The organism is Rhodoligotrophos defluvii (assembly GCF_005281615.1).
GTDB lineage: Bacteria > Pseudomonadota > Alphaproteobacteria > Rhizobiales > Im1 > Rhodoligotrophos > Rhodoligotrophos defluvii.
Window position 1 is genome coordinate 1,105,086 of the sequence record NZ_SZZM01000001.1, and the last position, 21,137, is coordinate 1,126,222.

Genomic DNA, 21,137 nt, shown 5'->3' on the forward strand with positions numbered 1-21,137 from the left:
TCATAGCCCCGGCTTGACCGGGCTATCCAGGGCCACGGCACGAGCCTTCTCGGAAACCGCGAGGCGCCCAGGCGAGCCGGTCCGATCAGCGGCTGGCCGCCGCTGCCGGCATGACGCTCAAGCCTTCGGTGAACAGCCTGCCCTGACCCTCGATCGGCTCGCGCAGCCCGACTTGGCGCAGGCAATCCCAGGCGAGTGCCTGGTTGCTGGTCACCACGGGCTTGCCAAGGATGCTCTCAATTCGCGCCACCACCGGAAAGGTGCGCAGACCCGTGCACGATATGAACATCCCGTCAAAGTCACCGGTCTTCGCAGCGAGGTCCATGGCCGAGCGCGCAATGCTTTCCGCCGAGACGCGGTTCATCTGCGGATCGCCGTCCAGATCGAATGTCGCGCACTTGGCGAGCACCAGACCGGCGGCCTCGAGATAGCCCGCGACGAGCTCCGCAGTGGCGACGCGGTACGGCGTGAGCAGCGCGATCCTGCGGCAGCCCAGTTCCCTCAGGCCCGCAGCGCCCGCCTCCATCGGCGTGCTGATCTTGATCCCCGGGCGGGCCGACTGAATCGACCGCTTCACGGCGTCGATGCCGACCGCCACCGTGCCGGAGGTGCAGCTGAAGGCGACCGCGTCGAGCCGCGAGCCCGGCACCAGCAGCCCTGCACCCTCGGCCAGATGCTCACCCAAGGCTGCCAGCGTTTCGGGCGTCGCGCTGGGCGACATCGGGATCCGGGTGGAAAAGAGCTCGAGACGATCCCTTCGCATGGACAGGAAATCCTCGAAATCCGGTATGCCCACCCGGTCCGTCGCCAGCCCGATGATACCGACGGACGGCAGATCGCGACCAGTGTCATAGCCCGCCTGCAAGCGCAGCCAACGGTCTCCTCCAGTCTCATTCATGGCTTAATCCTCCATTGTGACCGGACCTGGCCTCACGCTCACGGCGTCGTCGTGGTCGCGGCTGGCTTACGACTTTATCACGATTTCGCGCGGTAGCTTGGAAAACCGCTCGCACCCGTTCTCCGTCACCAGGATGCTTTCGGAGAAGCCTATGCCGTACTCGCGGTATTTCAGGCACAGCGGTGGCATGTGGAAGGTCATCCCGGCCTGGAGCTCCCGCGGCTCGTTCTGCTGCAGGGAGATGATCTCGCCCTCGCCCCAGTCGGGCGGATAGCTCACGCCAATGCTGTAGCCCAGCCGGTTGCGGTGATATTCGCCGAAGCCGGCCTTCGTCGTCACCGCACGGGCGACGGAATCGGCCTCGTGCGAGGTCACCCCCGGCCTGATGAATTCGATCGCCGCCGTGGCTGCATCGATACAGGCCTGCGCCGCTCGCAGCCACTCATCCTTGGGCTTGCCGAGGAAGATGGTCCGCATCAACGCAGCCGTATAGCGGCGCTGAGAGGCCGAGATCTCGAAATACATGATGTCGTCGTTCTTCAGGGCGTTGGTGCCGCCGGTCTGATGCGGCAGGCAGCTGCGCTCGCCCGCCAGCACGAAGGGTGGCAGCCCCATATACTCGCCCCCACCGGCAAAGAGCGTCTGGTTTACGACCGCATTGATCTGATCGGCCGTCGCCCCCGGCACGCTGGCCTCGTAGCCCGCCAGCATGGCCTTGTCCACCAGCGCTGCCGAACGGCGCATCATCTCGACTTCCTCGGCCGACTTGATCATGCGCGCATCCCACAGCACGCGGGTGGCATCCACGAACTCGTTATTCGGGCATTCGCGCACCAGGGTCTCGTGCTCGTCCACCGTATAGAAGAAACACTGCTTCTCCACGCCGATGCGCTTGCCCGAATTGAGCCCGAGCTGGGCCAGCACATTGGATGTGACCGAGGGCGAGTGGTCCCAGTCATAGACCTTGGCGAGCTTGGTGCTCCAGGCGAATTCCGGCGAATTGATCCATTCGAAGTCGCGTACGATGAAGACCGGCTCTCCGTTCTTCGGCACCACGATGCAGTGGTAGCGGTAATAGCCCGGCGACTCGTAGCCGCTGAAATAGGCGATATTCTCCGGCCCCCGCAGGAGCAACGCGTCGAGCCCACGCCGCTCCATGTCCGCCTGGATCACGTCGTAGCGCCGCACATACTCCTCCGGCGAGAAGGCCAGCCGGTCGTGCAGCAGCATCGGCAGCTCATACCCGCTCGCCGTCTTCCGCCGCGAGTGTTGGAAGGTGACGTGTTCCGTGTGCTCCGCGACATCGAGAATGTCGCGGTCTTGTTCCAGGGCCATCGCGTTACTCCCTCTGCGCCTGCAACGATCGCGGGATTCTTGCCGACCAATGCTTCAGGAAAAATAGTGGTGCTTCTGAGCTCACATGAGTCATTATCAAAGTGAATGAAAAGGGAGGGCATCACGATGAAGCGCATCACGGATATCGACCTTCGCCTGCTGCGCGTGTTCGTCGCGGTGACCGAGGCAGGCGGCTATGCCGGGGCGCAGGCGCAACTGAACATCTCGAGCTCCACCATCAGCCTGCACATGTCGGACCTGGAGAGCCGGATCGGCTTTCGTCTGTGCGAGCGAGGACGCAGCGGCTTCCGCCTCACCGAGCGCGGCGCCCTGGTCTACCAGGAGACGAAGCGGGTTCTGGCGACGCTGGATGATTTCTCCGGCAGCATGGCCAACCTGCGCAATGCGCTTGGTGGTCGTCTGCTGATCGGCATGGTGGACTGCCTGGTGACCCACCCCGATTTTCCGCTGGCCCGCGCCCTGCGCCGGTTCAATGAGCTCAATCACCAGGTGCATGTGGAGCTGACGGTGGCGCCACGGGCGGAACTCGAACGTGCGGTCTATAACCGTCACCTGCACGCCGCCATCGTGCCGCGCATCCGCAAGATGAGCGGACTTGAGGCGCGACCCGTTCTACGAGAAGTCCACCATCTCTACTGCGGGCGAGGCCATCCGTTCTTCGATCGCGATCTGACCGCGGTCACGCCCGACGAGGTCACCGCGCAGCCATTCGTCATGCGCAGCTATCACGAGGAGTTTGACGGCGCCCGCTTTCCGCGAACCTCCAGCAAGGCCACGGTGCACAACATGGAAGGCATGGTCGTGCTGCTCCTGACCGGAGCCTATCTCGGCTTCCTGCCCGAGCATTATGCGAGGGACTGGGTGGAGCGAGGGGACCTCCGCCAAGTGGACGTGCCCGGCTTCTCCTATACCTCGCAACACGTTCTGATCACGTCGCCGGCGGCGAAACCACCGCCCGCCTTCTCCGCATTCCTGCCGTTGATCGAGGAGGCGCTGGATCGGAGAAGGCCCGCGCGCCGCGCGCCGGCGGGCACGCCTCAGGCGTCGATTTCCGCGAAGACTTCACGTGCGATCTTGAAGCTTTCGAGCCCGGCGGGCACGCCACAATAGATGGCCACCTGCAGAAAGACTTCCTGAATCTCTTCGCGGCTCACCCCATTGTTGAGGGCGCCGCGGATGTGAAGCTTGAGCTCCGCCGGACGGTTGAGCGCCGAAAGCATGGCGAGGTTGATCAGCGAGCGGCTGCGCCGGTCGAGCCCCTCGCGGGTCCAGATCTCGCCCCAGCAATATTTGGTCACCAGCTCCTGAAAGGGCATCGTGAACGCATCGGCATTCGCGAGCGACTTGTCCACATATTCCGATCCGAGCACTTCGCGTCTAACCTTCAAACCCTTTTCAAACTGCGAGGTCATGCCTCTTCCTTCTTGCTGGTATCCCCGTCATCGAGGCTGGTTTCGGGCAGGTTGGCCAGGGCCGCCTGCGCCGCATTCCGGACATGCTGCAGCGCCGCGGCCTGCGCCGCTTCCGGATCGCGCGCGGCCAAGGCAGCCACCAGCTGGTCGATTTCGGCAATGCTTTGCGGCTTGCGGTTATCCGCATTCAGCGACCGCGCCCGCAGCTGGGTGATGCGCGAATTGAGTCGGTTCAGCAGCTCGAGCACCAGGATGTTGCCCGCGCCCTGGCAGAAGCTGTCATAGAAGGCCTTCTTCTTGTCGAGAATCGCGCGGAGGTCGCCCGTCTCGTAGGCGCGGCGCAGCTCCACCGCGCGTTCTTTCAGATGATCGAGCGCCTCGGCATCCGCTTCCTGCGCGAACTGCTCCGCCACCAGCGCTTCCAGGGCGGCGCGCACCCGATAGACATTGGCCGCCTCCTTGCGTGAGATCCGGGTGACGACCAGCCCGCGATTGGCCTGATGGCTGACCAGTCCTTCCGCTTCCAGCTCGCGCAGGGCCTCGCGCAACGAGGTGCGGCTCACATTGAGCTCGCGGCAAAGGTCCTTCTCGACCAGGCGCGCACCGGGTGCCAGTACGCCGGCGCCGATCGCCTCGCGCAAGACGCTGGTGATCCGCCGCCGCAGTGGTGCGACCTCCTGCTTCACAGGCGCCAGAATTGCCGATGGATATTGACCCGCCATGTCGTGGCCCTCGGTTTCAGTGCGGCAGCAAGCCTATGTCATCCTTCGTCGGGAGAAGACAAGATCCCGGCAAGCATGGCCTCCGCGAGCCGCGCCGCCGCAGCCGGATCAACGTGAGGCGCGGCACCCAGATATTGCTTGATCGTCCGCAAGGCCGGCCGGCGCCGGTCCGTAAGTCGGGCGATGATTCTGTTAGCGGCCGCATCCAGGTCATCCGGCTCCACCACCTCTCCCACCAGCCCGAATTGCAGAGCCTGCTCGGCGGTCATGGTCTCGCGGGTATAGACGAGATGGGTCAGCTTCTTGAGCGGTACCTTGTGCAGCACCGCCGAGATCGCCAGCGTCGGCGGCAGGTTCACCTCCATCTCCGGCAGCGAGAAGATCGCCCTGGTCGAGGCGATGGCGAGGTCGCATTGGCCGGTGAAGGCGCAACCAAAACCCCGCGCCTCGCCCTGCACCACCGCGAGCACCGGCACGGGCGTGGCGCGAACATCCGCATAGAGGCCGAGAATGGGGTCGGTCACCGTCTTCTGGATCTGGAGAAACGAGGGCGGTGTCGCACCTTTCGGATTGGGAATGCGACCGAGGCAGAAGTCCCGCCCCTCGGCCCGCACCACCACCACCTTCACGCCCGCGTCCTCGCCCGCCTGGCGAATCGCGCGGCCGAGCGCAACGATATCGTCCCCGGTGAGCCGGTTGCCGTCGTCAGGACGGGTAAGCCGCACCGTTGCCACATGGGCGGCAGGGTTCATATCGACAGTGAAGGCGGTCATGCCATCTCCTTCTTGGCTTGCCGCGCCGCGGCGTCGTCGATGAGCGCACAGAGCCGCTCGGGCAGGATCGGGGCTTCATCGATGCGCACCCCGAAGGGCCGCAGCGCATCCTCGATGGCGGAAACGATCGCTGCCGCCGCGGGGATGGTGCCGCCCTCGCCCGCCCCCTTCACCCCGAGGGGGTTCAGAGGCGACGGCGACTCTACGTGATAGATCTCGGCCTCCGGCACATTGTCCGCATCCGGCAGCAGGTAGTCCGCCAGCGAGGTGGTGACCGGATTGGCCTGCTCGTCGAACCGCATCTTCTCCAGAAGCGCATTGCCGATGCCATGGGCAACGCCGCCCTGCACCTGGCCCTCCACCAGAAGCGGGTTCACCATTCGCCCGCAATCATGCACCACCACATAGCGCAGGATCTTCACCAGCCCGGTTTCCGGGTCGACCTCCACCTCCGCCACATGGCAGCCATTGGCATAGGTCGCCTGTGGCGGTGCGTAGTAATGGGTGGACACAAGCCCCGGCTCGATGCCCTGCGGCAGCGAGAAGCCGGGCATGCCGCTGGTCATCCGCGCGATCTCGGCAAAGCTCATCGAGCCGCCTTGCGATGCGGCCACACGGGCCATGCCGTTCGCAAGCTCGATCTCGTCTTCCGCAACCTCGAACCGGGCCGCCGCGATCTGCTTGATCTTCTTGGCCACCGCGGCCGACGAGACGCTGATAGAGGATCCCACATTGACCATCAGCCGGCTGGCAAAGGCACCCACCCCGATCGGGATCGAAGCGGTATCGCCGACCTCCACATCCACTTGGGAGATGTCCACATTGAACGTATCGGCAGCGATCTGCGCATAGACCGTCTTGTTGCCCTGTCCCTGCGCGGCCGAGCCGGTGCGCAGCAGAATGCGCCCGGAGGGCAGCACCTGGGTGGTCGCCCCCTCGAACGGGCCGAGCCCGGTGCCCTCCACGTAATTGGCGATGCCCTGGCCGATATAGCGACCCTGCTGCCATGCCGCCCGTTGCCGCTCGCGGAATATGGTCCAGCCCGCCTTCTCTATCGCCAGCGCCTGGCATTTCGGGTAATCGCCGCTGTCATAGACCACCGGCTTGCCGTCCCGGAAGGTCAGCCCCACCGCATAGGGCATCCTCTCCGTCGGAATCAGGTTGCGGCGGCGGATCTCCGCCCGGTCGAGCCCGAGTTCGTCGGCCGCGTGATCGAGCAGCCGCTCCATGGTGAATACCGCCTGCGGCCGTCCGGCCCCGCGCAACGGCGTGGTCGGCACCTTGTTGGTGAACACCACCAGCGTTTCGAGCTTGTAGGCCGGGAGGATATAGGGGCCAGGCAGGGTGACCGACGAGATATAGGGCGAGATCACCCCCCAAGGCAGATACGCCCCCTGATCATGCAGCATCTGTCCGCTGATGCCGAGGATCTTGCCCTCCGCATCGAGCGCCATGCGCATGGTCCACAGCTGGTCGCGTTCCTGCACGGTGGTGAGCAGATGCTCGCGCCGGTCCTCGATCCATTTCACCGGCACGCCCAGCATCCGGCTTGCAATCGCGACCACGATCTCTTCTGGGTAAACCTGCAGCTTGGGCCCGAAACCGCCGCCCACATCCGGGGCGATCACCCGAAGGTCGGTGTCGGCCATTTCCAGCATGTCGCCCAGCGCCCGCTTGAGGCCATGCGGCGCCTGGGTGGCCGACCACACGGTGAGCGTGCCGTGCACAGCATTGAAATCCGCCAGCACCGCGCGGCACTCGATCGGGTTGCCGGTCCCGCGATGCTGCGGGATCCGGGCCGTCACCACATGCGCGGCCGCCTGAAAAGCCGCGGCCACATCGCCATAGCCGACCTGGATCCGTGCCGCGATATTGTCGGACCGATGCGCATGCGCCGTGGCGGCGTCAGGCTCCACGGCCGATGCCAGATCCGCCGCGACCGGCAGCGGCTCGAAATCCACAATGACCATCTCGGCCGCATCCTCGGCGAGGTGGCGGCTCTCGGCCAGCACCACCGCCACCGGCTCTCCGACGAAACATACCTCGTCGCGCGCCAGCGGCATTTGAGTGATCGGCTCGGTGATCGCCGGGTTCGGCACCTGCAGCAGAATGCGCTTGCCCTGCACCACATCGGGCAGATCGGCCGCCGCGAGCACCGCCTTCACGCCCGGCATGGCGCGCGCTGCCTCAAGATCGATGCCGTTGATACGGGCATGGGCAAAGGGCGAGCGCACGAAAGCCGCATGCAGCGTGCCCGGCAGCTTGATGTCGTCGGTGAACCGCCCCTCCCCCTTGAGCAAGGTAGGGTCTTCCACCCGTTGCACCGGCGCGCCGAAAAATCGCGTGGTCATCGCGCGGCCTCCCTGGTCCGGAAAGCCTGCGCCACTTCGAGTGCGGCCTTCACGATGCCGGAATAGCCGGTGCAGCGGCAGAGATTGCCGGAGAGCTCACGACGCAGCTCCTCCTCTTCGATATCTGGGCGATCGCGCAGGAGCTGCGTGAGCGTGATGAGGAAGCCCGGCGTGCAGAACCCGCATTGCAACGCATGATGTTTGCGGAAAGCCTCCTGAAGAGGCGTGAGCGTCCCGTCCTCGGCGGCGAGCCCCTCAACCGTCACCACCTCCGCGCCATCAGCCTGCACCGCCAGCATGAGGCAGCTGCGCACCGCATCGCCATTGACCAGCACCGTGCAGGCGCCGCACACCCCGTGCTCGCAGCCGATATGGGTTCCGGTCAGGTTCAGCTGGTGGCGCAGAAAATCGCCGAGATGCACCCGCGGCTCGACCTCGGCGCTGGTCGATTTACCGTTGACCGTCAGAGTGATCGAGTGCTTCGCCATCATGATCGTCCTTGTGCGGCGCAACGTTGCGCTGCGTCTGACAGGGCGCGCCGGGTGAGCACCATGGCGAGCCGCCGGCGATAGGTACCGCTGGCCATGGCATCATCGGCGATCTCGAGCGACTGAAGCGTCGCGGCCGCTGCCCGCAACGCCTCCTTGGACGCCCGTTGCCCCGCCAGCATGGCTTCCGCCTCCCGCGCCCGAACCGGCGCCATGCCGATGCCGAACACGGAAATGGCCGCCCGGTCGATCACGTCACCGGACATCTCGATGAAGGCTGCAGCCCCGGCCACCGCGAAATCCCCGTGCCGCTGCGCAAACTCGTGGAAGCCCCAACCGTGACGAGCGCCCGGCAGCGCGAAGGTCACCGCGGTGATCATCTCGTCCGGCGCAATCGACGGGGTCATATAGGCGGCGGGATAGTCGGTGATGGGGATTTCGCGCCGACCGGCGGCGGACTCCACCTCCACCACCGCATCATGCAACACCGCCAGCGCCACGAGCTCGGCCGAAGGATCCATGTGGCCGAGGCTGCCGCCGATCGTGCCGCGGTTGCGCGTCTGCAGATGGCCGACATAGTCCAGCGCCGCGGCAAAGATCGGGGCGCGGCGCGCAACCTCGGCGCTGGCTTTCAGCGCCCTCTGTCGGGTCATCGCCCCGACCCGCAGCGTGTCGCCCGGAAGGGAAATGCCGACAAGCTCCGCCAGGCCATTCAGATCGATAAGATGGTCGACGATCACATAGCGCATGTTGAGCATGGCCACGAGCGATTGGCCGCCCGCGAGAAACTTGGCATTGTCGAGCCGGCTCGCGAGGTCCAGCGCTTCGGCTTTCGTCCCAGGCCGGTGATACGCGAACCCCGCCGCCTTCATCGCGCCACCCTGCCGAACAGATACCGGGTGATTGCCAGCCACATGATCCGCAACAGCGAAGGCGGCCGGCTTGCCGGTGCGGGTTGCGACGGGGCAGCAGCAGAGGTCGACACCATCTCCGGCATGTCGGCCGCCGCCGATCCCGCCTGCTTGTCCCGTTCGAGCTGTGCCTGAAGATTTCTGGCGAAATCGTCGATCATGACCTGGGCGGTGGTCTCGATCATGCCCCCGCCGCGGGCATATTGCGCAATGGCGCCGGCAAGCTGCAAATCCGTGTCGATCAACACGCGTGACCCTGCCCCGTCCGGCACCACCTGGAAGACAACGTTGGCACGAGCGGTGCCGCGGGCGCGCTGCTCATTGCCACTGGCGCGCGCCTTTACCCGCAGATTGGCCTCGTCCACCTCCTCGTAGACAGCCGTGCCGCGGAACGACAGGGCGACGGGCCCCAAGCGCACCGACACGGTGCCGACATAGCTGCCGTCATCCCGCGCTTCCAGCAGCTGGGCCCCCGGGAAGCAGGGCGCCACCCGCTCGACTTGATTGAGCAAGGCCCAAGCCTCTTTCGGCGGCAGCGGCACTGCGAATTCATTGTGAAGCTTCATTCCCGCCCCAGGACGGCCGGAAGAGGACCCCCGGCTTTTCTCTCATTCGTTTAGGATTGTATTATCATCATGCAATATGGCGGTCTACCCAGATTTGCGGAGTGACAGCCACCCCAAAAACGAAGCGCCGCGGCCCGAAAGGAGCGCGGCGCAAGAGGCCTGGAACGAGCTTGTTCTCTTAATCGTCGAGCGGCGGCAGGTTCAGCGCATCGTCAACCATGCGGCTCGCCCGCTCGAAGTCATAGGCGCGATACACGTTCATCTTGATGAGGAATGAAGCGCCCCCGTAGAACTTCTCATACTGCTGATGGCGGTTACCGAATTCCGAACCGATGAAGTCCCAGGCGAGCCGCATCAGCGCGACCCGCGATCGCGCATCGGTCTTGGCCGAGCAGAAATACCGCTCGATATCCCGCGCGATGTCCGGGTTCTCGAAATCCGCCTCGGCCGATGGCAGGGTGATCATGGCGGCGCCGGTCAGCTCGCGCACCGTGTCGATCATCCACGGATTGATCTTCGATTGCAGCGCCATGGCCGAATAAAGGGCGGTCTTGGATGGCCACAGCACCCCGTTCTCGTCCACGGTGGCCATCACCTCCTGCGCCTGGAGCATGCCTTCATAGATCGAGGCGAGCGCCGCGATCTCGCCCATTTCCACCATCACCGGCGGCTGCGCATCGTTGCCGGTCGCCTCGTTCATGCGCTTGGCCAACCCCATCAGAAAACGCAGCTTCGTGACATACCGTGCCTGCGCCTGGTGATTCCCATAGAGATGCGATGGCGTCTTCCACCACTGGTTCCAGCAGACCTCCAGGTTGCGGAAGGCAAACACATGCTCCCAGGGCACGAACACGTTGTCGAGCACGAGCAGACAGTCAGTCTCATCGAACCGCGAGGTCAGCGGGTAATCGAAGCTGCTATTAGCCTGGAGCGGGAAGGCGCGGCGGGAAATGAGCTTCACGCCCTCGGCCGTGGTCGGCACCACCAGGCTCAGGGCATAGTTCTCGTCCCCCGGCTTCATCGGATGGATGCAGCTCAAGTGGATATAGTCCGCAAAGACACCGCCGGTCGCGAGCTGCTGGGCGCCCGAGAGATAGATGCCCGCGTCCGTTTCCCTCACCACGCCGGCATAGAGCGTCGGGTCCGACTGCTGGTGCGCCGGCTTGCTGCGGTCGATCTGCGGCGGCACGATCGCATAGGCGAGATAGGCGTGGGTGTCGCGCGCATGTTCATAGAAGCGCACCACATTTTCGGCGAACTGCTCGCCACCCGCCGCGAACACCGAGGGCACCGCGGCGAAACCCGCCAAGAAGTTCGCCACATGGTCCGGCGTGCGCCCCATCAAGCCGAAGCTGCACTCCGCCCATTTCTCGGCGGCGATCCGCTTGGCGCGAAGATCCGCGTGATTGTGTGGAATCTGATAGCAGCGCCACACCGGCTTGCCGTCGGTCGGCGAGGGATAGGTCATCACCTCGCGATTTTCCGGCGCTGCAGCATAATCGAACAGCCTAGCCATCGCGCGGGCGCCGCCGCGAAACGCCGGGTGGCTGGCCGGATCGGTGACCTTTTCGCCGTTCACATAGACACTGCGCGGCGCCGACCGCAAACCTGCCAGAAAATCGGCGCCGGTGCGCAACGGCGCCGTCCCTTGCGACGGATTGCGGCCGTTCAGAGCGGCGGTTGCCGTCATGATCATTCTCCTTCCCTCGGATACGCGCCGTGGACGATCGGGTTCTCGTCCATCTTGCATTTAGCTACAGAATTTATATACATATTGTATCTGTCAAGCACTATCGCAGATGCGGGGACCAAGAGGGCGGAAGCATTGGCAAGCAGGAAACACAAAGCAACCGAGCAAGCGTTTGCCGATGCCTACAGGCCGCCGCTCACCACCTCACGAAGCGACTTTCTCAAGACCGGCCGCGACGACGCGTTTCGCGAAACGATTTACCTCCTGGTCCGGAGCCTCGACCGGCTGCTCGCCTGCCGTGAGGCTTTCGGCCGCGCCATCGGGCTCACCGCCAGCCAGTTCGCCGTGCTCATCGGCACGGCCTATCGCCAGGGCGCCCGGGGTGTCACCATCCGAGACCTCGCCGAGCATGTGTCGCTTGCCTCCACCCACGTCACCACCGAGGTTGGCCGTCTCGCCCGCAAAGGCCTGTTGGAGAAGGTGCCCAACGCTGCCGATGGCCGTAGCGTGCTGGTCTCGTTGACACCAAAGGGTCGCGAGGCCGTCGAGGCGGTCGCACCGCTGGTGCGTGAGGTGAACGACGTGCTATTCGCAGGCATCGCCTCAAGCGACCTTGATATCTTGCAGCAGACTGCACGCCGCCTGCTCGTCAATTCCGAGGAAGCCGCTCTCATCATTCGCCGCCGGACCCGGAGCGGCCATTCCGATTGACGCGTCTTCCCGAACGGCGCCCGTTGACTATCGTCACACTGTCTGACAATTTGACGTTATGATAAGAACGAGGGTCGCTGAGAAGCCGTGGGAGGGGTAAAATATTTCCGGTGAGTCGTCGGTCGTACCTCGGGGACAGCAGAGGCTTCCGCTCGGGTGCGTCATCGCCTGAGCTGTTGCTCGAGGAAAGCCTTGCCCGCATTGACAGGCGTGAGCCTGCGGTGCGTGCCTTCGTGCACCTGGCGCGCGACAGGGCCCGCGCGGAGGCGGAGCAATCCAGTCAGCGCTGGCGCGCGGGCCAGGAATTCTCGGCCATTGACGGAATGGCCATCGCCATCAAGGACATCATCGAGACGGCCGATATGCCAACCGGCCAGGGCTCGCCCATGTGGACCGACTTCGCGAGCCGCCGGGACGCCGCCACGGTGCAGGCGCTGCGCGAAGCGGGTGCCATCATCCTGGGCAAGACGACAACCACCGAATTCGCGTCCACGGAACAATACGCCCCCACCACCAATCCCCACGACACGACCCGGACGCCTGGTGGGTCGAGCAGCGGCTCGGCTGCGGCGGTCGGCGCCGGCATGGTGCCGGTGGCAATCGGCAGCCAAGTGGTCGGCTCCACCCTGCGGCCGGCCAGCTATTGCGGCTGCATCGGCTTCAAGCCCACCTACGGCGCCCTCAACCGTGGCGGAAGCTACGACTATTTGAGCCAGAGTTGCGTCGGTATCATCGGCGCAGCCCTCGATGATGTCTGGGCGGTCGCCCGCGCCATCGCCGATCGGGTCGGCGGCGACCCCGGCCATGCGGCGCTGTCCGGTCCGTCAAGCCTGCCAGCGGCCCAGGCCCCTCGGCGTCTGGCGTGGCTGGAAACGGACGGTTGGAAGACGGCATCGCCCGGCGCAATCGCCGCTCTCGAAGCGGAATTGGCCATGCTCCGCGGCCATGGGGTCGAGATCGTTCGCCGCAACGACGATCCCGCCCTGGACCGGCTCGAGCAGGCCATCAGCGGCGCATTGGATCTGACCTGGCGGATCATGTCCTGGGAATTCCGCTGGCCGCTCGCGAGTTATGTTCGCACGCACCCCGATGGGGTGAGCAAGGCCATGCGGGGCCGCCTAGCGGATGCCGAGAAGATGACGCCCGCCGATTATGACGCCGCACTGGCCAGGCGCGGCGAGATCCGCTCGATCTTCCATGATGTCGCGGCCCGGTTCGACGGATTTCTCGCCTTGGCCGCCACCGGCGCCGCCCCCGTCGGCCTGGGCTATACGGGCGACCCCCGTATGAACGTGCCCGCCTCGCTGCTTGGCACGCCGGCGGTCTCGCTGCCTCTTCTGGCCGACCAGGGCCTGCCGCTCGGTCTGCAGCTCATTGGCCGGCCGGGGCAGGATGCTGCGCTGATGGCGCTTGCCCATTGGCGCTGGACCTTGCCTTAGCAGCCGGAGGGGCGAGGATGAGAGGCTTATTCCTACGGTTTGGCGACCGTGCGCTGGAGGGGCTGAAATATATCATAGGCCTGCTGCTGCTGGGCGGTGTGTTTCTCAATCTGGTCAATGTCTGCCTGCGCTATGTCTGGGGCCGGCCGTTCGCCTGGACCGAAGAGATCATGGTGTTCGGCCTCCTGTTCATCGTCATGGCGGGCACGGTGATCGCAACGGCGCTGGACCAGAACCTCAAGATCGACATCCTGGTCCAGATCCTGAGACCCAAATGGCAGAGCGCTCTCCGCATTTTCGCGCACTGCGTGTGGATCGGCGTGAGCCTCTATCTCGCGGTCCAATCCTACACGGTGGTCTCGCTGATGATGCGCTTGAGCCAGAAAAGCCTCACCCTACGCATCCCCACCTGGATACCTCACAGCTTTCTGCTGGTCGCCTTCATCCTCTCCGCCTGCGCCGCCCTCTATGCCATTCTGCGCGAGCTGCGGTCAGCGCCGCCTTCGGCCGATTCCAAGGGCTAGGAGCGGCTTGTGGTCTGGACTCTGATAGCCCTTCCCATCGTCGGCATCTTGGTCGGGCTGCCGGTTTTCCTGACTCTGATGGTCAGTGTGCTGGCGACGCTCGCCTTCATTCTGAACATGCCCTCGACGATGCTCCACCAGACCATCTTCGGGAGCATATCGAGCTATACCCTGCTGGCGATCCCGTTTTTCATCTTCGCCGGCGAACTCATGGGGCGCGGCGGCATCTCGCGCCGCATCATCGATTGGGTACTGGCGCTCGTCGGCCGCACGCCCGGCGCGATCGGCATGGTGGCCGTAGGCACCAGCAGCATCTATGGAGCGATCTCCGGGTCGAGCCCGGCGACCGTCGCCTCGGTCGGCCGGCAGCTCTATCCGGAAATGGTGCGCGCCGGCTATGGGGTGCCCTTCACGCTCGGCCTGATCAATGCAGGCGGCGCAATCTCCATCGTCATTCCCCCCAGCATCAATTTCATTCTTTATGGCGCGGTCGCCGAACAGTCGATCGTCAGCCTGTTCACCGCAGGGATTCTGCCGGGACTGTTGCTCAGCGGAATGCTGGCACTCGCCGTGCTTGCCTATGCCTGGCACAAGAACATCCGCGAAGGCGCCGAATTCTCGCTCGCGAATGTCGCACTGGCGACCCGCCGGGCCTTCTGGTCGCTCCTCACCCCCATCATCGTGCTCGGTTCGATCTATGGCGGGATCGTCTCGCCGACTGAAGCCGGCGGCATCGCCTGCGTTTACGCGCTCTTCGTCACGGTGCTGATCCACCGCGACCTCACCTTGCGCGAGGTTCTCGATATCGCCGGCAATTCTGCCCTGCTCACCGCCCAGATCATGATCATCGTGGCGGCGGCCGGCATCTTCTCCTGGATTCTGACCATTAGCGGCTTTCAGAACACTCTGGTGTCCTATGTGTCTGATCTCCAGTTGCAGCCTTGGATGATCCTACTGGCGATCAATGCCCTTCTGCTGCTCATCGGCTGCTTCATCGACCCGACCTCCGCCGTGCTGACCCTGACGCCGCTCCTGCTGCCCATCGTCCAGCATCTGGGGGTCAATCCCATCCATTTCGGCGTGATCATGACCGTGAACCTGAGCATTGGGATGTACACGCCGCCCTTTGGGCTCAACCTGTTCGTCACCCAGGCGGTCCTCAAAGCCCGCACGGTAGACATCTACCACGGCGTCTGGCCCTTCGTGGGCCTCCAGGTCATCGCGCTGCTGCTGATCACCTACATTCCCTGGTTCGCGATGGCCCTGCTCCAATGACGTTATCGCAGCAGCACCCACGACAATGAAACGAGAGGGAGAAAACAGATGAGACAGGCAAGACGGCAAGGCGGAATTGTTGCGGCAGCGATTGGAACGACGCTGTCGATGTTGCTGGCGGCACCGGCATTCAGCGCCGATTACGTGATGAAGCTTTCGACGCCGACCATCAACGACATGCAGCACGAGTGGATGCAGATGTATGAGAAGGAGCTGGAGGCGCGGACCAATGGCCGCATCGACGTCCAGCTCTATCCTGCAAGTCAGCTCGGTCCCATCAACAATGTGATGGAGGGTATGCAGCTCGGCACGATCGAGGCGACGATCACGCCCTTTGAGTTCTATGTCGGTGTCGACCCCCGCTTCCAGGTGCCCGCGGTTCCAGGGCTGTTCGATTCCATGCAGGATGCCCGTACCAAGCTGGACGATCCCAAAGTACGCGAGCACCTGCTCAATCTCGCGGCGGACAAGGGCATTGTCGGCATCAGCATTGCGGTTTACGGGCCGCAGATGATCGCCACGCGCAACAAGGTGAACACGCTCGCCGATCTGTCAGGCCAGCGGATTCGCGTGCTCGCGTCGGAAACCGAAATCGGCACCATCAACGCCCTTGGCGCCTCGGCCGTGCCGATGCCGCTCAACGAGGTCTCGGCCGCGCTGCAGCAAGGCGCGATCGACGGTGTCAGCACGGTGCTCGACGTCTTCGTCTCGCTGCGCACCAATGAGGTCGCACCCAACGTGACGAAGACGGAACTCTGGTATCTTGTCTCGCTGGCCTCGGTCAGCAAGGCCTGGCTCGACAGCCTGCCGGAGGATTTGCAGAAGATCGTGATCGAGACCGGCAAGGACATCGAGCACCCGATGTTCGAGCGGCAGCTCGAGCGCGACAAAGCCAACAAAGAAACCTGGACCAAGAATGGCGGCACCTTCACCGAGCTGAACGAGGCCGACAGGACGAAGGCCAACGAGGCTGCTGCCGGCGTGGCCAAGGCGTTCCTCGACGCCCATCCCGAGATGAAGGAAACCTACGACCTGATCAACAACGCGGGGACCAACTGAACAGCCGGATTGCCGCCGGTCTGACCGCCGGCGGCAACTTTCTGGGTGAGCCGATTCAATGGCTGCTGCCCGAAAAATCCTGCATGATTCGGCTCTCCGCCACCCGCACCCGGTTGATGGCGGCCGGCGTGTTGCGGCTGCGTCCCACGAACCGGGGCACGCCATCGGTGATCACCGCAGCCACTGCCGGTATGTCGCCGTTGCGGATCGCGCTGAGCGCGTCGGACTTCGACCCGCCCGCGCAGGCATCCAGAATGATCACGTCCGCATCGCGCCGTGGCGCCAGGATGCCGCTGTTCAATCCATAGATGCGGGCATTGTTGCCGGTGGCCGCGGCGATGGCGATTTCAGGCTCCATATTCCCCAGCGCGCACAGGTGAGTGAGCGTGTAGAGCATGCCCAAAGGCATGATGCCGCTGCCGGTCGGTGTATCGGTCGCGACCAGCAGGCGGTCGAGCCGGCCCTTGCGCGCAAGGAGGTCGGCGACCAGCAACGTCGTGCGCAGATTGCCGGCGGTGCAGACCTGGAGCGCAATCTCTGTCTCGTCCACCAGCACCGGAAAATCTTCATCCGGCATGGCCACCGGCCCCCCATTGACGTGGAAGGAGACATGGGGGTCCGCCGCCTTCACGTGCTTGGCCCAGATACCGGCAGAGCCCGGGATGGACGAGCCGCCCGTATGCATGGTCGTGATCATGCCGTGGCGCTTCGCCATCTGCACGTAAGGCGCATATTCGATGGGGTCGCTGAAGGCGCCGAACCCGGCCTTGGCCAGCTTTACGCCCTTGCGGGCAAGCTCGGCAAAATCCGCCTCTTCAAGGCCCGGTTCCAGGATCACCGAGCCGGCCAGCACACGCATCCCCCCAGGGCGAAAATGCTCGAAGCATTTCAGCGCTGCAACGGCCAGCGCCTTCACGCCCTCGCGGTCCTTCGGCCGTCCGGGCGTGTGAACCTCGGATGCGGTGATCGCGGTGGTGATGCCGCCATGGGTGTAGCTTTCGAGAAAGCCCACGGTGCGCTGACGCGGCGTGTAGTCGCCGAAGGTGATGTGCACGTGAGAGTCGATCAGCCCTGGCGCAGCGATGGCGCCATCCGCGTCGATCACCACGTCACACGCCTTCAACGCGCTGTCCGGGACGGAGCCCACGGCCTCGATCACGCCGCCATCCATCAAGATGGCGTCGCCCGCTATGGTCGGGGTTTCGAGATCACCGGAGACGATCCCGCCGAGATTGACGATCGCGGTTCGCATGGACCCAGGCTCCTTCCGAAGGCGCTGTCAGGATTGCCGCGTGCGGGCCATCACCTCCTCGTGGGTAAGGCCGCCGACCCGCGCATTCAACCGGCCGCGGCTCGCCACGCAGAAGATCACCGCGATCTCGTCGGGCAGCGGCGTGTCGGCCAGCGCAAGGGTCATTCCGTCATAGTGCGAGCGCACATAGACGTCGTCCTTGTGGTTCATGGGAATGTCGATCGGCGTGCCTGGTGCCGCCACCTTGGTCATGGAAGAGATCCACGCCTTTCCGCCGCCGATTGCTGCCCGGAAAGGCTCCGCGAAAGCGGTGGTCAGAAGCGCGTTCCCATGCTCCTGCTCGCCGGCGAGGCCGACCAGACCGGCCTTGCCATAGCTCTGCACCTCGGCATCGCCCATCGCCGCGAGCGCACGTTTCGCCATCAGCTGCCCGAGCTCCACGCTTGCCTCGATCATCGGCTTGAGGTCTCGCACATATTGGCCGGCATGAGGATTGGCGACCACGGCCACCACGGCCACCTTGCGGAGCGGATCGGCAGCGACTTGGCCGAAATCCTCCGTCTTGTCCTCGATGACCGTGAACTGGCGGCGTATGGTGAGTTGCATCGGCGGCCTCGGCATAGCACAAGCTTGACAAACATGTGATCGGGTCTAAAGCATTGTCAGACAATCTGTCAATATTGCCGATGGTAGGGTGCGATGGCTGACGAGACGCTGAAAGGGCGCGCGGTCCTGTTTTCTGAAATGACGCCCGGTGCGTCCTTCCTGCAGCAGTTCAACGACTGGTATGACCGCGAGCACATCCCGGTCCGGATGAAGTGCCCTGGCTTCGTCAGCGCTCAGCGATACAAAGCGCGCGACGGAGAAGGCTATCTCGCCATCTACGAGCTCGATGATGCAGGCGCGCTGTCCACCCCCGAATATCAAGACGTGAAGAACAAGCCGTCGGACGAGACGCGATGGATGCTGGCCAATGTCACCGGCTTCACCCGCTACCTCGCCGCCGAGACCAGCACGCGTCTCCGGCAGGACACGGCCGTTGACGCGGGCTTGGCGGCACCGGTCATTCATTCCGTGTGGTTTCAGGTCCCCGAGAGCGACGGCCCGGAGTTCGACGACTGGTACGAGACCGAGCATATTCCCATGCTCATGAAGTCGCCCGATTGGCTCATGGTGCGCCGCCTGCGGGTGCTGGACGGCGTGCCCGATCCGTTCACCCACCTTTCGATCCATTATCTCGCCCGAGAGGAAGCGTTGAACTCGCCCGAGCGCCAGGCCGCAAGATCCACCCCATGGCGGGCACGGCTGGCCGAGCGCGCGTGGTTCAAGCCGAGCTATGCCGTGTTCCGGCGCCACGGTGGACGGCAAAATGGCAGAAGCTGACGGCCAGCGCCTGGATCTGCGGATCCAGCCGACTTCGGTCCAGAAACAGACGGTCGAGCGGCTGCGCGACGCCATCGTGGCCGGGATCTTCAAGCCAGGCGATCGGCTGGTGGAATCGCAGCTCTGCAGCATGCTCGGCGTGAGCCGCGCTTCCCTGCGCGAGGCGCTGCGCAGCCTCGAGGCAGAGCGGCTGATCGCCTTCCTGCCGAACCGCGGCACGCTGATACCGGTGCTGTCCTGGCAGGAAGCGCACGAGATCTATCATGTCCGCGCCATTTTGGAGGGAGAGGCCGCGGCCCTGTGCGCCGAACGGGCAAGCCCAAAGGATCTCGCCGAGATGACCGAGGCCCTGCAAGGCTTCGCCGCGGCGGTGGAGGAAGGCGACAGCGCCGGCCTGCTCAAGGAGACCGCGCGGTTCTACGAGGTCATTCTCGCGCGCTGCGGAAACGCCGTTATCGCCGAGATTTTGCAAGGCCTTAATGCCCGCATCAGCTTCCTGCGCAACCGCTCGATGTCGCGCCCGGGCAGGGCCAGGTTCAGCCTCGCGGAAATGCAGGCGATACTGAACGCCATCGAGCGGAAGGACAAGGAAGGTGCCCGCCAAGCGGCCGTCACGCATGTCGAGAAGGCATCCGATGCGGCCCGGCAGACATATTCCGAATCCGGCGAATTGCGGGACGGGGGCTGATCTCCTGAATGCGCGCAATGCAGCAGAACGGCCTTGCGGCCACTCAGGACAACAACCGGCGCGGCATCCTGCTGATGATGCTGGCCGTGCTCGGCCTCATCGTGAACGACACCCTCATGAAGCTGGCGTGCGAAGAGCTGCCCGTCGGCCAGGCCATCTTCCTGCGCGGTCTCATTTTGATCCCCGTGCTCGCCGCTGCGGCCTGGCAAACCGGCGCGCTCCATCACATACGCGTTGCGCTCCAGCCTGCCGTTGCCCTGCGCACCTTTGGCGAGGTGGTGTCGACCGCGCTCTTCACCAGCGCGCTCGCCCGCCTGCCGATAGCCAATGCCACGGCCATTCTCCAGCTTGTCCCGATCCTGTCCATAGCCGGTGCCGCGCTGATCCTTGGCGAGAAGGTCGGCGTGCGGCGCTGGACCGCTGTGATGGTCGGCTTTGCCAGCGTGCTGCTGATCATCCGTCCCGGTCTTGAGGGCTTCAATGCCTGGTCCTTCGTGGTCGTCTTGGCCGCCTTGTTCGTGACCTTGCGAGACTTGTCCTCGCGGCGCCTCCCGCCGGGTACGTCTTCGGTGTTCGTGTCGCTGGTTGCGGCGGTCGGCGTAACCCTGCTGTCCCTGGGGATGGCCTGCTTCGAGGACTGGCGGCCGGTCAGCGGCCGCAGCGCCACCTATGCCTTGTGCGCGGGCTTCGTTGCGGCGGGCGCCTACTTCACCATCATAAGTGCCATGCGCGCCGGCGAGGTCGCCGTAGTGTCGCCGTTCCGCTACACCATCATCCTCTGGGCCATCCTTATCCAGATCGTCGTCTTCGGCAGCACGCCCGATCTTCCGACCTTCATCGGCGCCCCGGTTCTGGTCGCCACCGGCATCTATTGCTTCCTGCACGAGGGCCGGCGCCGAAGCTGGGCGAGACGTCAGATATCGGGAGTACCGGACCAGTCGACTGGCCCATCCACATAGCGCAGGCCACGCTCGGCCAGCTTGTGCCGCAAGCCGAACACGTCCATGGTCACCTCGCCGGCCTCGAGCCTCGCCCGTATGTCTTCCTCGGTCCTGACCCGCGCCTCGGCGGCGGCAAGTACTGTCTCGCCCTGCCTGCGCGGCACGACCACCACGCCGTCGTCATCGGCCACCACGATGTCGCCGGGCACCACATGCACACCGGCGCACACGATCGGCACATTCGCGCTGACCACCTGCTCCTTCACGGTTCCCTGTGCCGAAACCGTGCGCGCCCAAACGGGAAATCCCATCGACCTGATCTCGGCCAAGTCGCGGATCCCCGTGTCCAAGACCGCCCCTCGGGCCCCTCGCACCTTGCAGGCGGTGGCGAGGAGGTCGCCTATATAGGCGTCGCTGCAGTCGGACAGCGGCGCAACCACCAGGATGTCGCCGGGTTTAAGCAGCTCCAGTGCCACATGCAGCATCGCATTATCACCCGGCGGGCAAAGGGCCGTCACCGCCGAGCCGGCCACACGCGCCCCGCCCTGCATGGGACGAATGCGCGGGTGCATCAGCCCGCGCCTGCCCTGGGCTTCCAGAACGGTCGCAACCCCCAGCCGCGCCAAGGCGTCGACGACCTCCGCAGGTGCCCTCTCAATATTGCGGATTACAACGCCTTTCATTCCACACTCCTCGGC

22 protein-coding genes are annotated in these 21,137 nt (G+C 64.7%); 9 read left to right on the forward strand and 13 right to left on the reverse strand.

Translation table 11 applies throughout. The features are described 5' to 3' along the window. Nucleotides 1-85: 85 nt before the first annotated feature. Nucleotides 86-898, reverse strand: a complete 813-nt coding sequence (locus E4P09_RS05305) for a maleate cis-trans isomerase family protein (RefSeq protein WP_137388494.1) — start codon at nucleotides 896-898, stop codon at nucleotides 86-88. 66 nt (nucleotides 899-964) lie between these two features. After that, on the reverse strand, nucleotides 965-2,233 hold the full coding sequence (locus tag E4P09_RS05310) for a M24 family metallopeptidase (protein WP_137388495.1): 1,269 nt from the start codon (nucleotides 2,231-2,233) through the stop codon (nucleotides 965-967). Between the two features lie 126 nt (nucleotides 2,234-2,359). Here E4P09_RS05310 and E4P09_RS05315 point away from each other — a divergent pair, with 126 nt between their 5' ends. Then, nucleotides 2,360-3,364 carry a LysR family transcriptional regulator gene (locus tag E4P09_RS05315; RefSeq protein ID WP_170984240.1) on the forward strand — a complete coding sequence of 335 codons (1,005 nt, stop codon included), beginning with the start codon at nucleotides 2,360-2,362 and terminating at the stop codon, nucleotides 3,362-3,364. On the opposite strand, the gene pcaC is transcribed toward E4P09_RS05315, so the two are convergent. The 8 genes from pcaC to E4P09_RS05355 form a co-directional block, all read right to left on the reverse strand. After that, entirely contained in the window at nucleotides 3,292-3,666 is a 375-nt protein-coding gene (gene pcaC / locus E4P09_RS05320) for a 4-carboxymuconolactone decarboxylase (RefSeq protein ID WP_137388497.1), read from the reverse strand. The genes E4P09_RS05315 and pcaC overlap by 73 nt on opposite strands. Beyond that, nucleotides 3,663-4,388 (reverse strand): GntR family transcriptional regulator, encoded by a 726-nt coding sequence (locus E4P09_RS05325; protein ID WP_137388498.1) that lies wholly within the window; start codon nucleotides 4,386-4,388, stop codon nucleotides 3,663-3,665. Before E4P09_RS05325 ends, pcaC begins: the two co-directional genes overlap by 4 nt. Nucleotides 4,389-4,426: 38 nt before the next feature. After that, nucleotides 4,427-5,161: an enoyl-CoA hydratase/isomerase family protein gene (locus E4P09_RS05330; RefSeq protein WP_137388499.1), complete on the reverse strand. Its 735-nt coding sequence runs from the start codon at nucleotides 5,159-5,161 to the stop codon at nucleotides 4,427-4,429. Continuing rightward, nucleotides 5,158-7,512 (reverse strand): xanthine dehydrogenase family protein molybdopterin-binding subunit, encoded by a 2,355-nt coding sequence (locus E4P09_RS05335; protein WP_137388500.1) that lies wholly within the window; start codon nucleotides 7,510-7,512, stop codon nucleotides 5,158-5,160. Before E4P09_RS05335 ends, E4P09_RS05330 begins: the two co-directional genes overlap by 4 nt. Continuing rightward, nucleotides 7,509-8,000, reverse strand: coding sequence for a (2Fe-2S)-binding protein (locus E4P09_RS05340; RefSeq protein ID WP_137389250.1), 492 nt, complete (start codon nucleotides 7,998-8,000; stop codon nucleotides 7,509-7,511). The genes E4P09_RS05335 and E4P09_RS05340 overlap by 4 nt, the downstream gene beginning before the upstream one ends. Next, the gene (locus E4P09_RS05345; protein ID WP_137388501.1) at nucleotides 8,000-8,872 is read right to left on the reverse strand and encodes an FAD binding domain-containing protein; all 873 of its coding nucleotides are present in this window, start codon (nucleotides 8,870-8,872) and stop codon (nucleotides 8,000-8,002) included. Before E4P09_RS05345 ends, E4P09_RS05340 begins: the two co-directional genes overlap by 1 nt. After that, the gene (locus tag E4P09_RS05350) at nucleotides 8,869-9,477 is read right to left on the reverse strand and encodes an SRPBCC family protein (protein WP_137388502.1); all 609 of its coding nucleotides are present in this window, start codon (nucleotides 9,475-9,477) and stop codon (nucleotides 8,869-8,871) included. The genes E4P09_RS05345 and E4P09_RS05350 overlap by 4 nt, the downstream gene beginning before the upstream one ends. 178 nt (nucleotides 9,478-9,655) lie before the next feature. After that, nucleotides 9,656-11,167: a 4-hydroxyphenylacetate 3-hydroxylase family protein gene (locus E4P09_RS05355; RefSeq protein WP_170984241.1), complete on the reverse strand. Its 1,512-nt coding sequence runs from the start codon at nucleotides 11,165-11,167 to the stop codon at nucleotides 9,656-9,658. Between the two features lie 135 nt (nucleotides 11,168-11,302). Between E4P09_RS05355 and E4P09_RS05360 the strand changes: the two genes are divergently transcribed. From E4P09_RS05360 to E4P09_RS05380, 5 genes are all read left to right on the forward strand, one after another. Next, nucleotides 11,303-11,878 (forward strand): MarR family winged helix-turn-helix transcriptional regulator, encoded by a 576-nt coding sequence (locus E4P09_RS05360; RefSeq protein WP_170984242.1) that lies wholly within the window; start codon nucleotides 11,303-11,305, stop codon nucleotides 11,876-11,878. Nucleotides 11,879-11,988: 110 nt separating this feature from the next. Continuing rightward, nucleotides 11,989-13,317: an amidase gene (locus E4P09_RS05365; protein ID WP_170984243.1), complete on the forward strand. Its 1,329-nt coding sequence runs from the start codon at nucleotides 11,989-11,991 to the stop codon at nucleotides 13,315-13,317. 17 nt (nucleotides 13,318-13,334) lie between these two features. After that, nucleotides 13,335-13,841: a TRAP transporter small permease gene (locus tag E4P09_RS05370; RefSeq protein WP_137388506.1), complete on the forward strand. Its 507-nt coding sequence runs from the start codon at nucleotides 13,335-13,337 to the stop codon at nucleotides 13,839-13,841. Between the two features lie 9 nt (nucleotides 13,842-13,850). Then, nucleotides 13,851-15,116, forward strand: coding sequence for a TRAP transporter large permease (locus E4P09_RS05375; protein WP_137388507.1), 1,266 nt, complete (start codon nucleotides 13,851-13,853; stop codon nucleotides 15,114-15,116). A gap of 48 nt (nucleotides 15,117-15,164) precedes the next feature. Continuing rightward, nucleotides 15,165-16,175 carry a TRAP transporter substrate-binding protein gene (locus tag E4P09_RS05380; protein WP_137388508.1) on the forward strand — a complete coding sequence of 337 codons (1,011 nt, stop codon included), beginning with the start codon at nucleotides 15,165-15,167 and terminating at the stop codon, nucleotides 16,173-16,175. Nucleotides 16,176-16,230: 55 nt separating this feature from the next. Here the strand turns inward: E4P09_RS05380 and E4P09_RS05385 are convergent, their stop codons facing one another. Together E4P09_RS05385 and E4P09_RS05390 are read right to left on the reverse strand one after the other, a co-directional pair. Continuing rightward, the gene (locus E4P09_RS05385) at nucleotides 16,231-17,427 is read right to left on the reverse strand and encodes an amidohydrolase family protein (RefSeq protein WP_137388509.1); all 1,197 of its coding nucleotides are present in this window, start codon (nucleotides 17,425-17,427) and stop codon (nucleotides 16,231-16,233) included. A 27-nt stretch (nucleotides 17,428-17,454) separates the two neighbouring features. Continuing rightward, nucleotides 17,455-18,033 (reverse strand): amino acid synthesis family protein, encoded by a 579-nt coding sequence (locus E4P09_RS05390; RefSeq protein WP_137388510.1) that lies wholly within the window; start codon nucleotides 18,031-18,033, stop codon nucleotides 17,455-17,457. Between the two features lie 93 nt (nucleotides 18,034-18,126). Here E4P09_RS05390 and E4P09_RS05395 point away from each other — a divergent pair, with 93 nt between their 5' ends. Genes E4P09_RS05395 through E4P09_RS05405 form a run of 3 tightly spaced genes read left to right on the forward strand, consistent with a single transcriptional unit; the run spans nucleotide 18,127 to nucleotide 20,457 of the window. Then, nucleotides 18,127-18,810, forward strand: coding sequence for a DUF4286 family protein (locus E4P09_RS05395; RefSeq protein ID WP_137388511.1), 684 nt, complete (start codon nucleotides 18,127-18,129; stop codon nucleotides 18,808-18,810). Continuing rightward, a complete protein-coding gene (locus E4P09_RS05400) occupies nucleotides 18,797-19,498 on the forward strand; it encodes a GntR family transcriptional regulator (protein ID WP_137388512.1) in 702 nt (233 codons plus the stop codon). The genes E4P09_RS05395 and E4P09_RS05400 overlap by 14 nt, the downstream gene beginning before the upstream one ends. Nucleotides 19,499-19,506: 8 nt before the next feature. Continuing rightward, nucleotides 19,507-20,457: a DMT family transporter gene (locus E4P09_RS05405; RefSeq protein ID WP_205042013.1), complete on the forward strand. Its 951-nt coding sequence runs from the start codon at nucleotides 19,507-19,509 to the stop codon at nucleotides 20,455-20,457. Here the strand turns inward: E4P09_RS05405 and E4P09_RS05410 are convergent. After that, nucleotides 20,412-21,122 carry a 4-carboxy-4-hydroxy-2-oxoadipate aldolase/oxaloacetate decarboxylase gene (locus tag E4P09_RS05410; RefSeq protein WP_137388513.1) on the reverse strand — a complete coding sequence of 237 codons (711 nt, stop codon included), beginning with the start codon at nucleotides 21,120-21,122 and terminating at the stop codon, nucleotides 20,412-20,414. The two genes, E4P09_RS05405 and E4P09_RS05410, sit on opposite strands and share 46 nt — an antisense overlap. Nucleotides 21,123-21,137: the final 15 nt, after the last annotated feature.

What these genes read in the sequence shown, in the direction of transcription:
- E4P09_RS05325 (WP_137388498.1), bottom strand. Translation starts at nt 4,388, where the DNA reads ATGGCGGGTCAATATCCATCGGCAATTCTGGCGCCTGTGAAGCAGGAG.
- E4P09_RS05350 (WP_137388502.1), bottom strand. Translation starts at nt 9,477, where the DNA reads ATGAAGCTTCACAATGAATTCGCAGTGCCGCTGCCGCCGAAAGAGGCT.
- pcaC (WP_137388497.1), bottom strand. Translation starts at nt 3,666, where the DNA reads ATGACCTCGCAGTTTGAAAAGGGTTTGAAGGTTAGACGCGAAGTGCTC.
- E4P09_RS05370 (WP_137388506.1), top strand. Translation starts at nt 13,335, where the DNA reads ATGAGAGGCTTATTCCTACGGTTTGGCGACCGTGCGCTGGAGGGGCTG.
- E4P09_RS05345 (WP_137388501.1), bottom strand. Translation starts at nt 8,872, where the DNA reads ATGAAGGCGGCGGGGTTCGCGTATCACCGGCCTGGGACGAAAGCCGAA.
- E4P09_RS05400 (WP_137388512.1), top strand. Translation starts at nt 18,797, where the DNA reads ATGGCAGAAGCTGACGGCCAGCGCCTGGATCTGCGGATCCAGCCGACT.
- E4P09_RS05330 (WP_137388499.1), bottom strand. Translation starts at nt 5,161, where the DNA reads ATGACCGCCTTCACTGTCGATATGAACCCTGCCGCCCATGTGGCAACG.
- E4P09_RS05315 (WP_170984240.1), top strand. Translation starts at nt 2,360, where the DNA reads ATGAAGCGCATCACGGATATCGACCTTCGCCTGCTGCGCGTGTTCGTC.
- E4P09_RS05405 (WP_205042013.1), top strand. Translation starts at nt 19,507, where the DNA reads ATGCGCGCAATGCAGCAGAACGGCCTTGCGGCCACTCAGGACAACAAC.
- E4P09_RS05390 (WP_137388510.1), bottom strand. Translation starts at nt 18,033, where the DNA reads ATGCAACTCACCATACGCCGCCAGTTCACGGTCATCGAGGACAAGACG.
- E4P09_RS05340 (WP_137389250.1), bottom strand. Translation starts at nt 8,000, where the DNA reads ATGGCGAAGCACTCGATCACTCTGACGGTCAACGGTAAATCGACCAGC.
- E4P09_RS05355 (WP_170984241.1), bottom strand. Translation starts at nt 11,167, where the DNA reads ATGACGGCAACCGCCGCTCTGAACGGCCGCAATCCGTCGCAAGGGACG.
- E4P09_RS05305 (WP_137388494.1), bottom strand. Translation starts at nt 898, where the DNA reads ATGAATGAGACTGGAGGAGACCGTTGGCTGCGCTTGCAGGCGGGCTAT.
- E4P09_RS05310 (WP_137388495.1), bottom strand. Translation starts at nt 2,233, where the DNA reads ATGGCCCTGGAACAAGACCGCGACATTCTCGATGTCGCGGAGCACACG.
- E4P09_RS05380 (WP_137388508.1), top strand. Translation starts at nt 15,165, where the DNA reads ATGAGACAGGCAAGACGGCAAGGCGGAATTGTTGCGGCAGCGATTGGA.
- E4P09_RS05410 (WP_137388513.1), bottom strand. Translation starts at nt 21,122, where the DNA reads ATGAAAGGCGTTGTAATCCGCAATATTGAGAGGGCACCTGCGGAGGTC.
- E4P09_RS05395 (WP_137388511.1), top strand. Translation starts at nt 18,127, where the DNA reads ATGGCTGACGAGACGCTGAAAGGGCGCGCGGTCCTGTTTTCTGAAATG.
- E4P09_RS05385 (WP_137388509.1), bottom strand. Translation starts at nt 17,427, where the DNA reads ATGCGAACCGCGATCGTCAATCTCGGCGGGATCGTCTCCGGTGATCTC.
- E4P09_RS05335 (WP_137388500.1), bottom strand. Translation starts at nt 7,512, where the DNA reads ATGACCACGCGATTTTTCGGCGCGCCGGTGCAACGGGTGGAAGACCCT.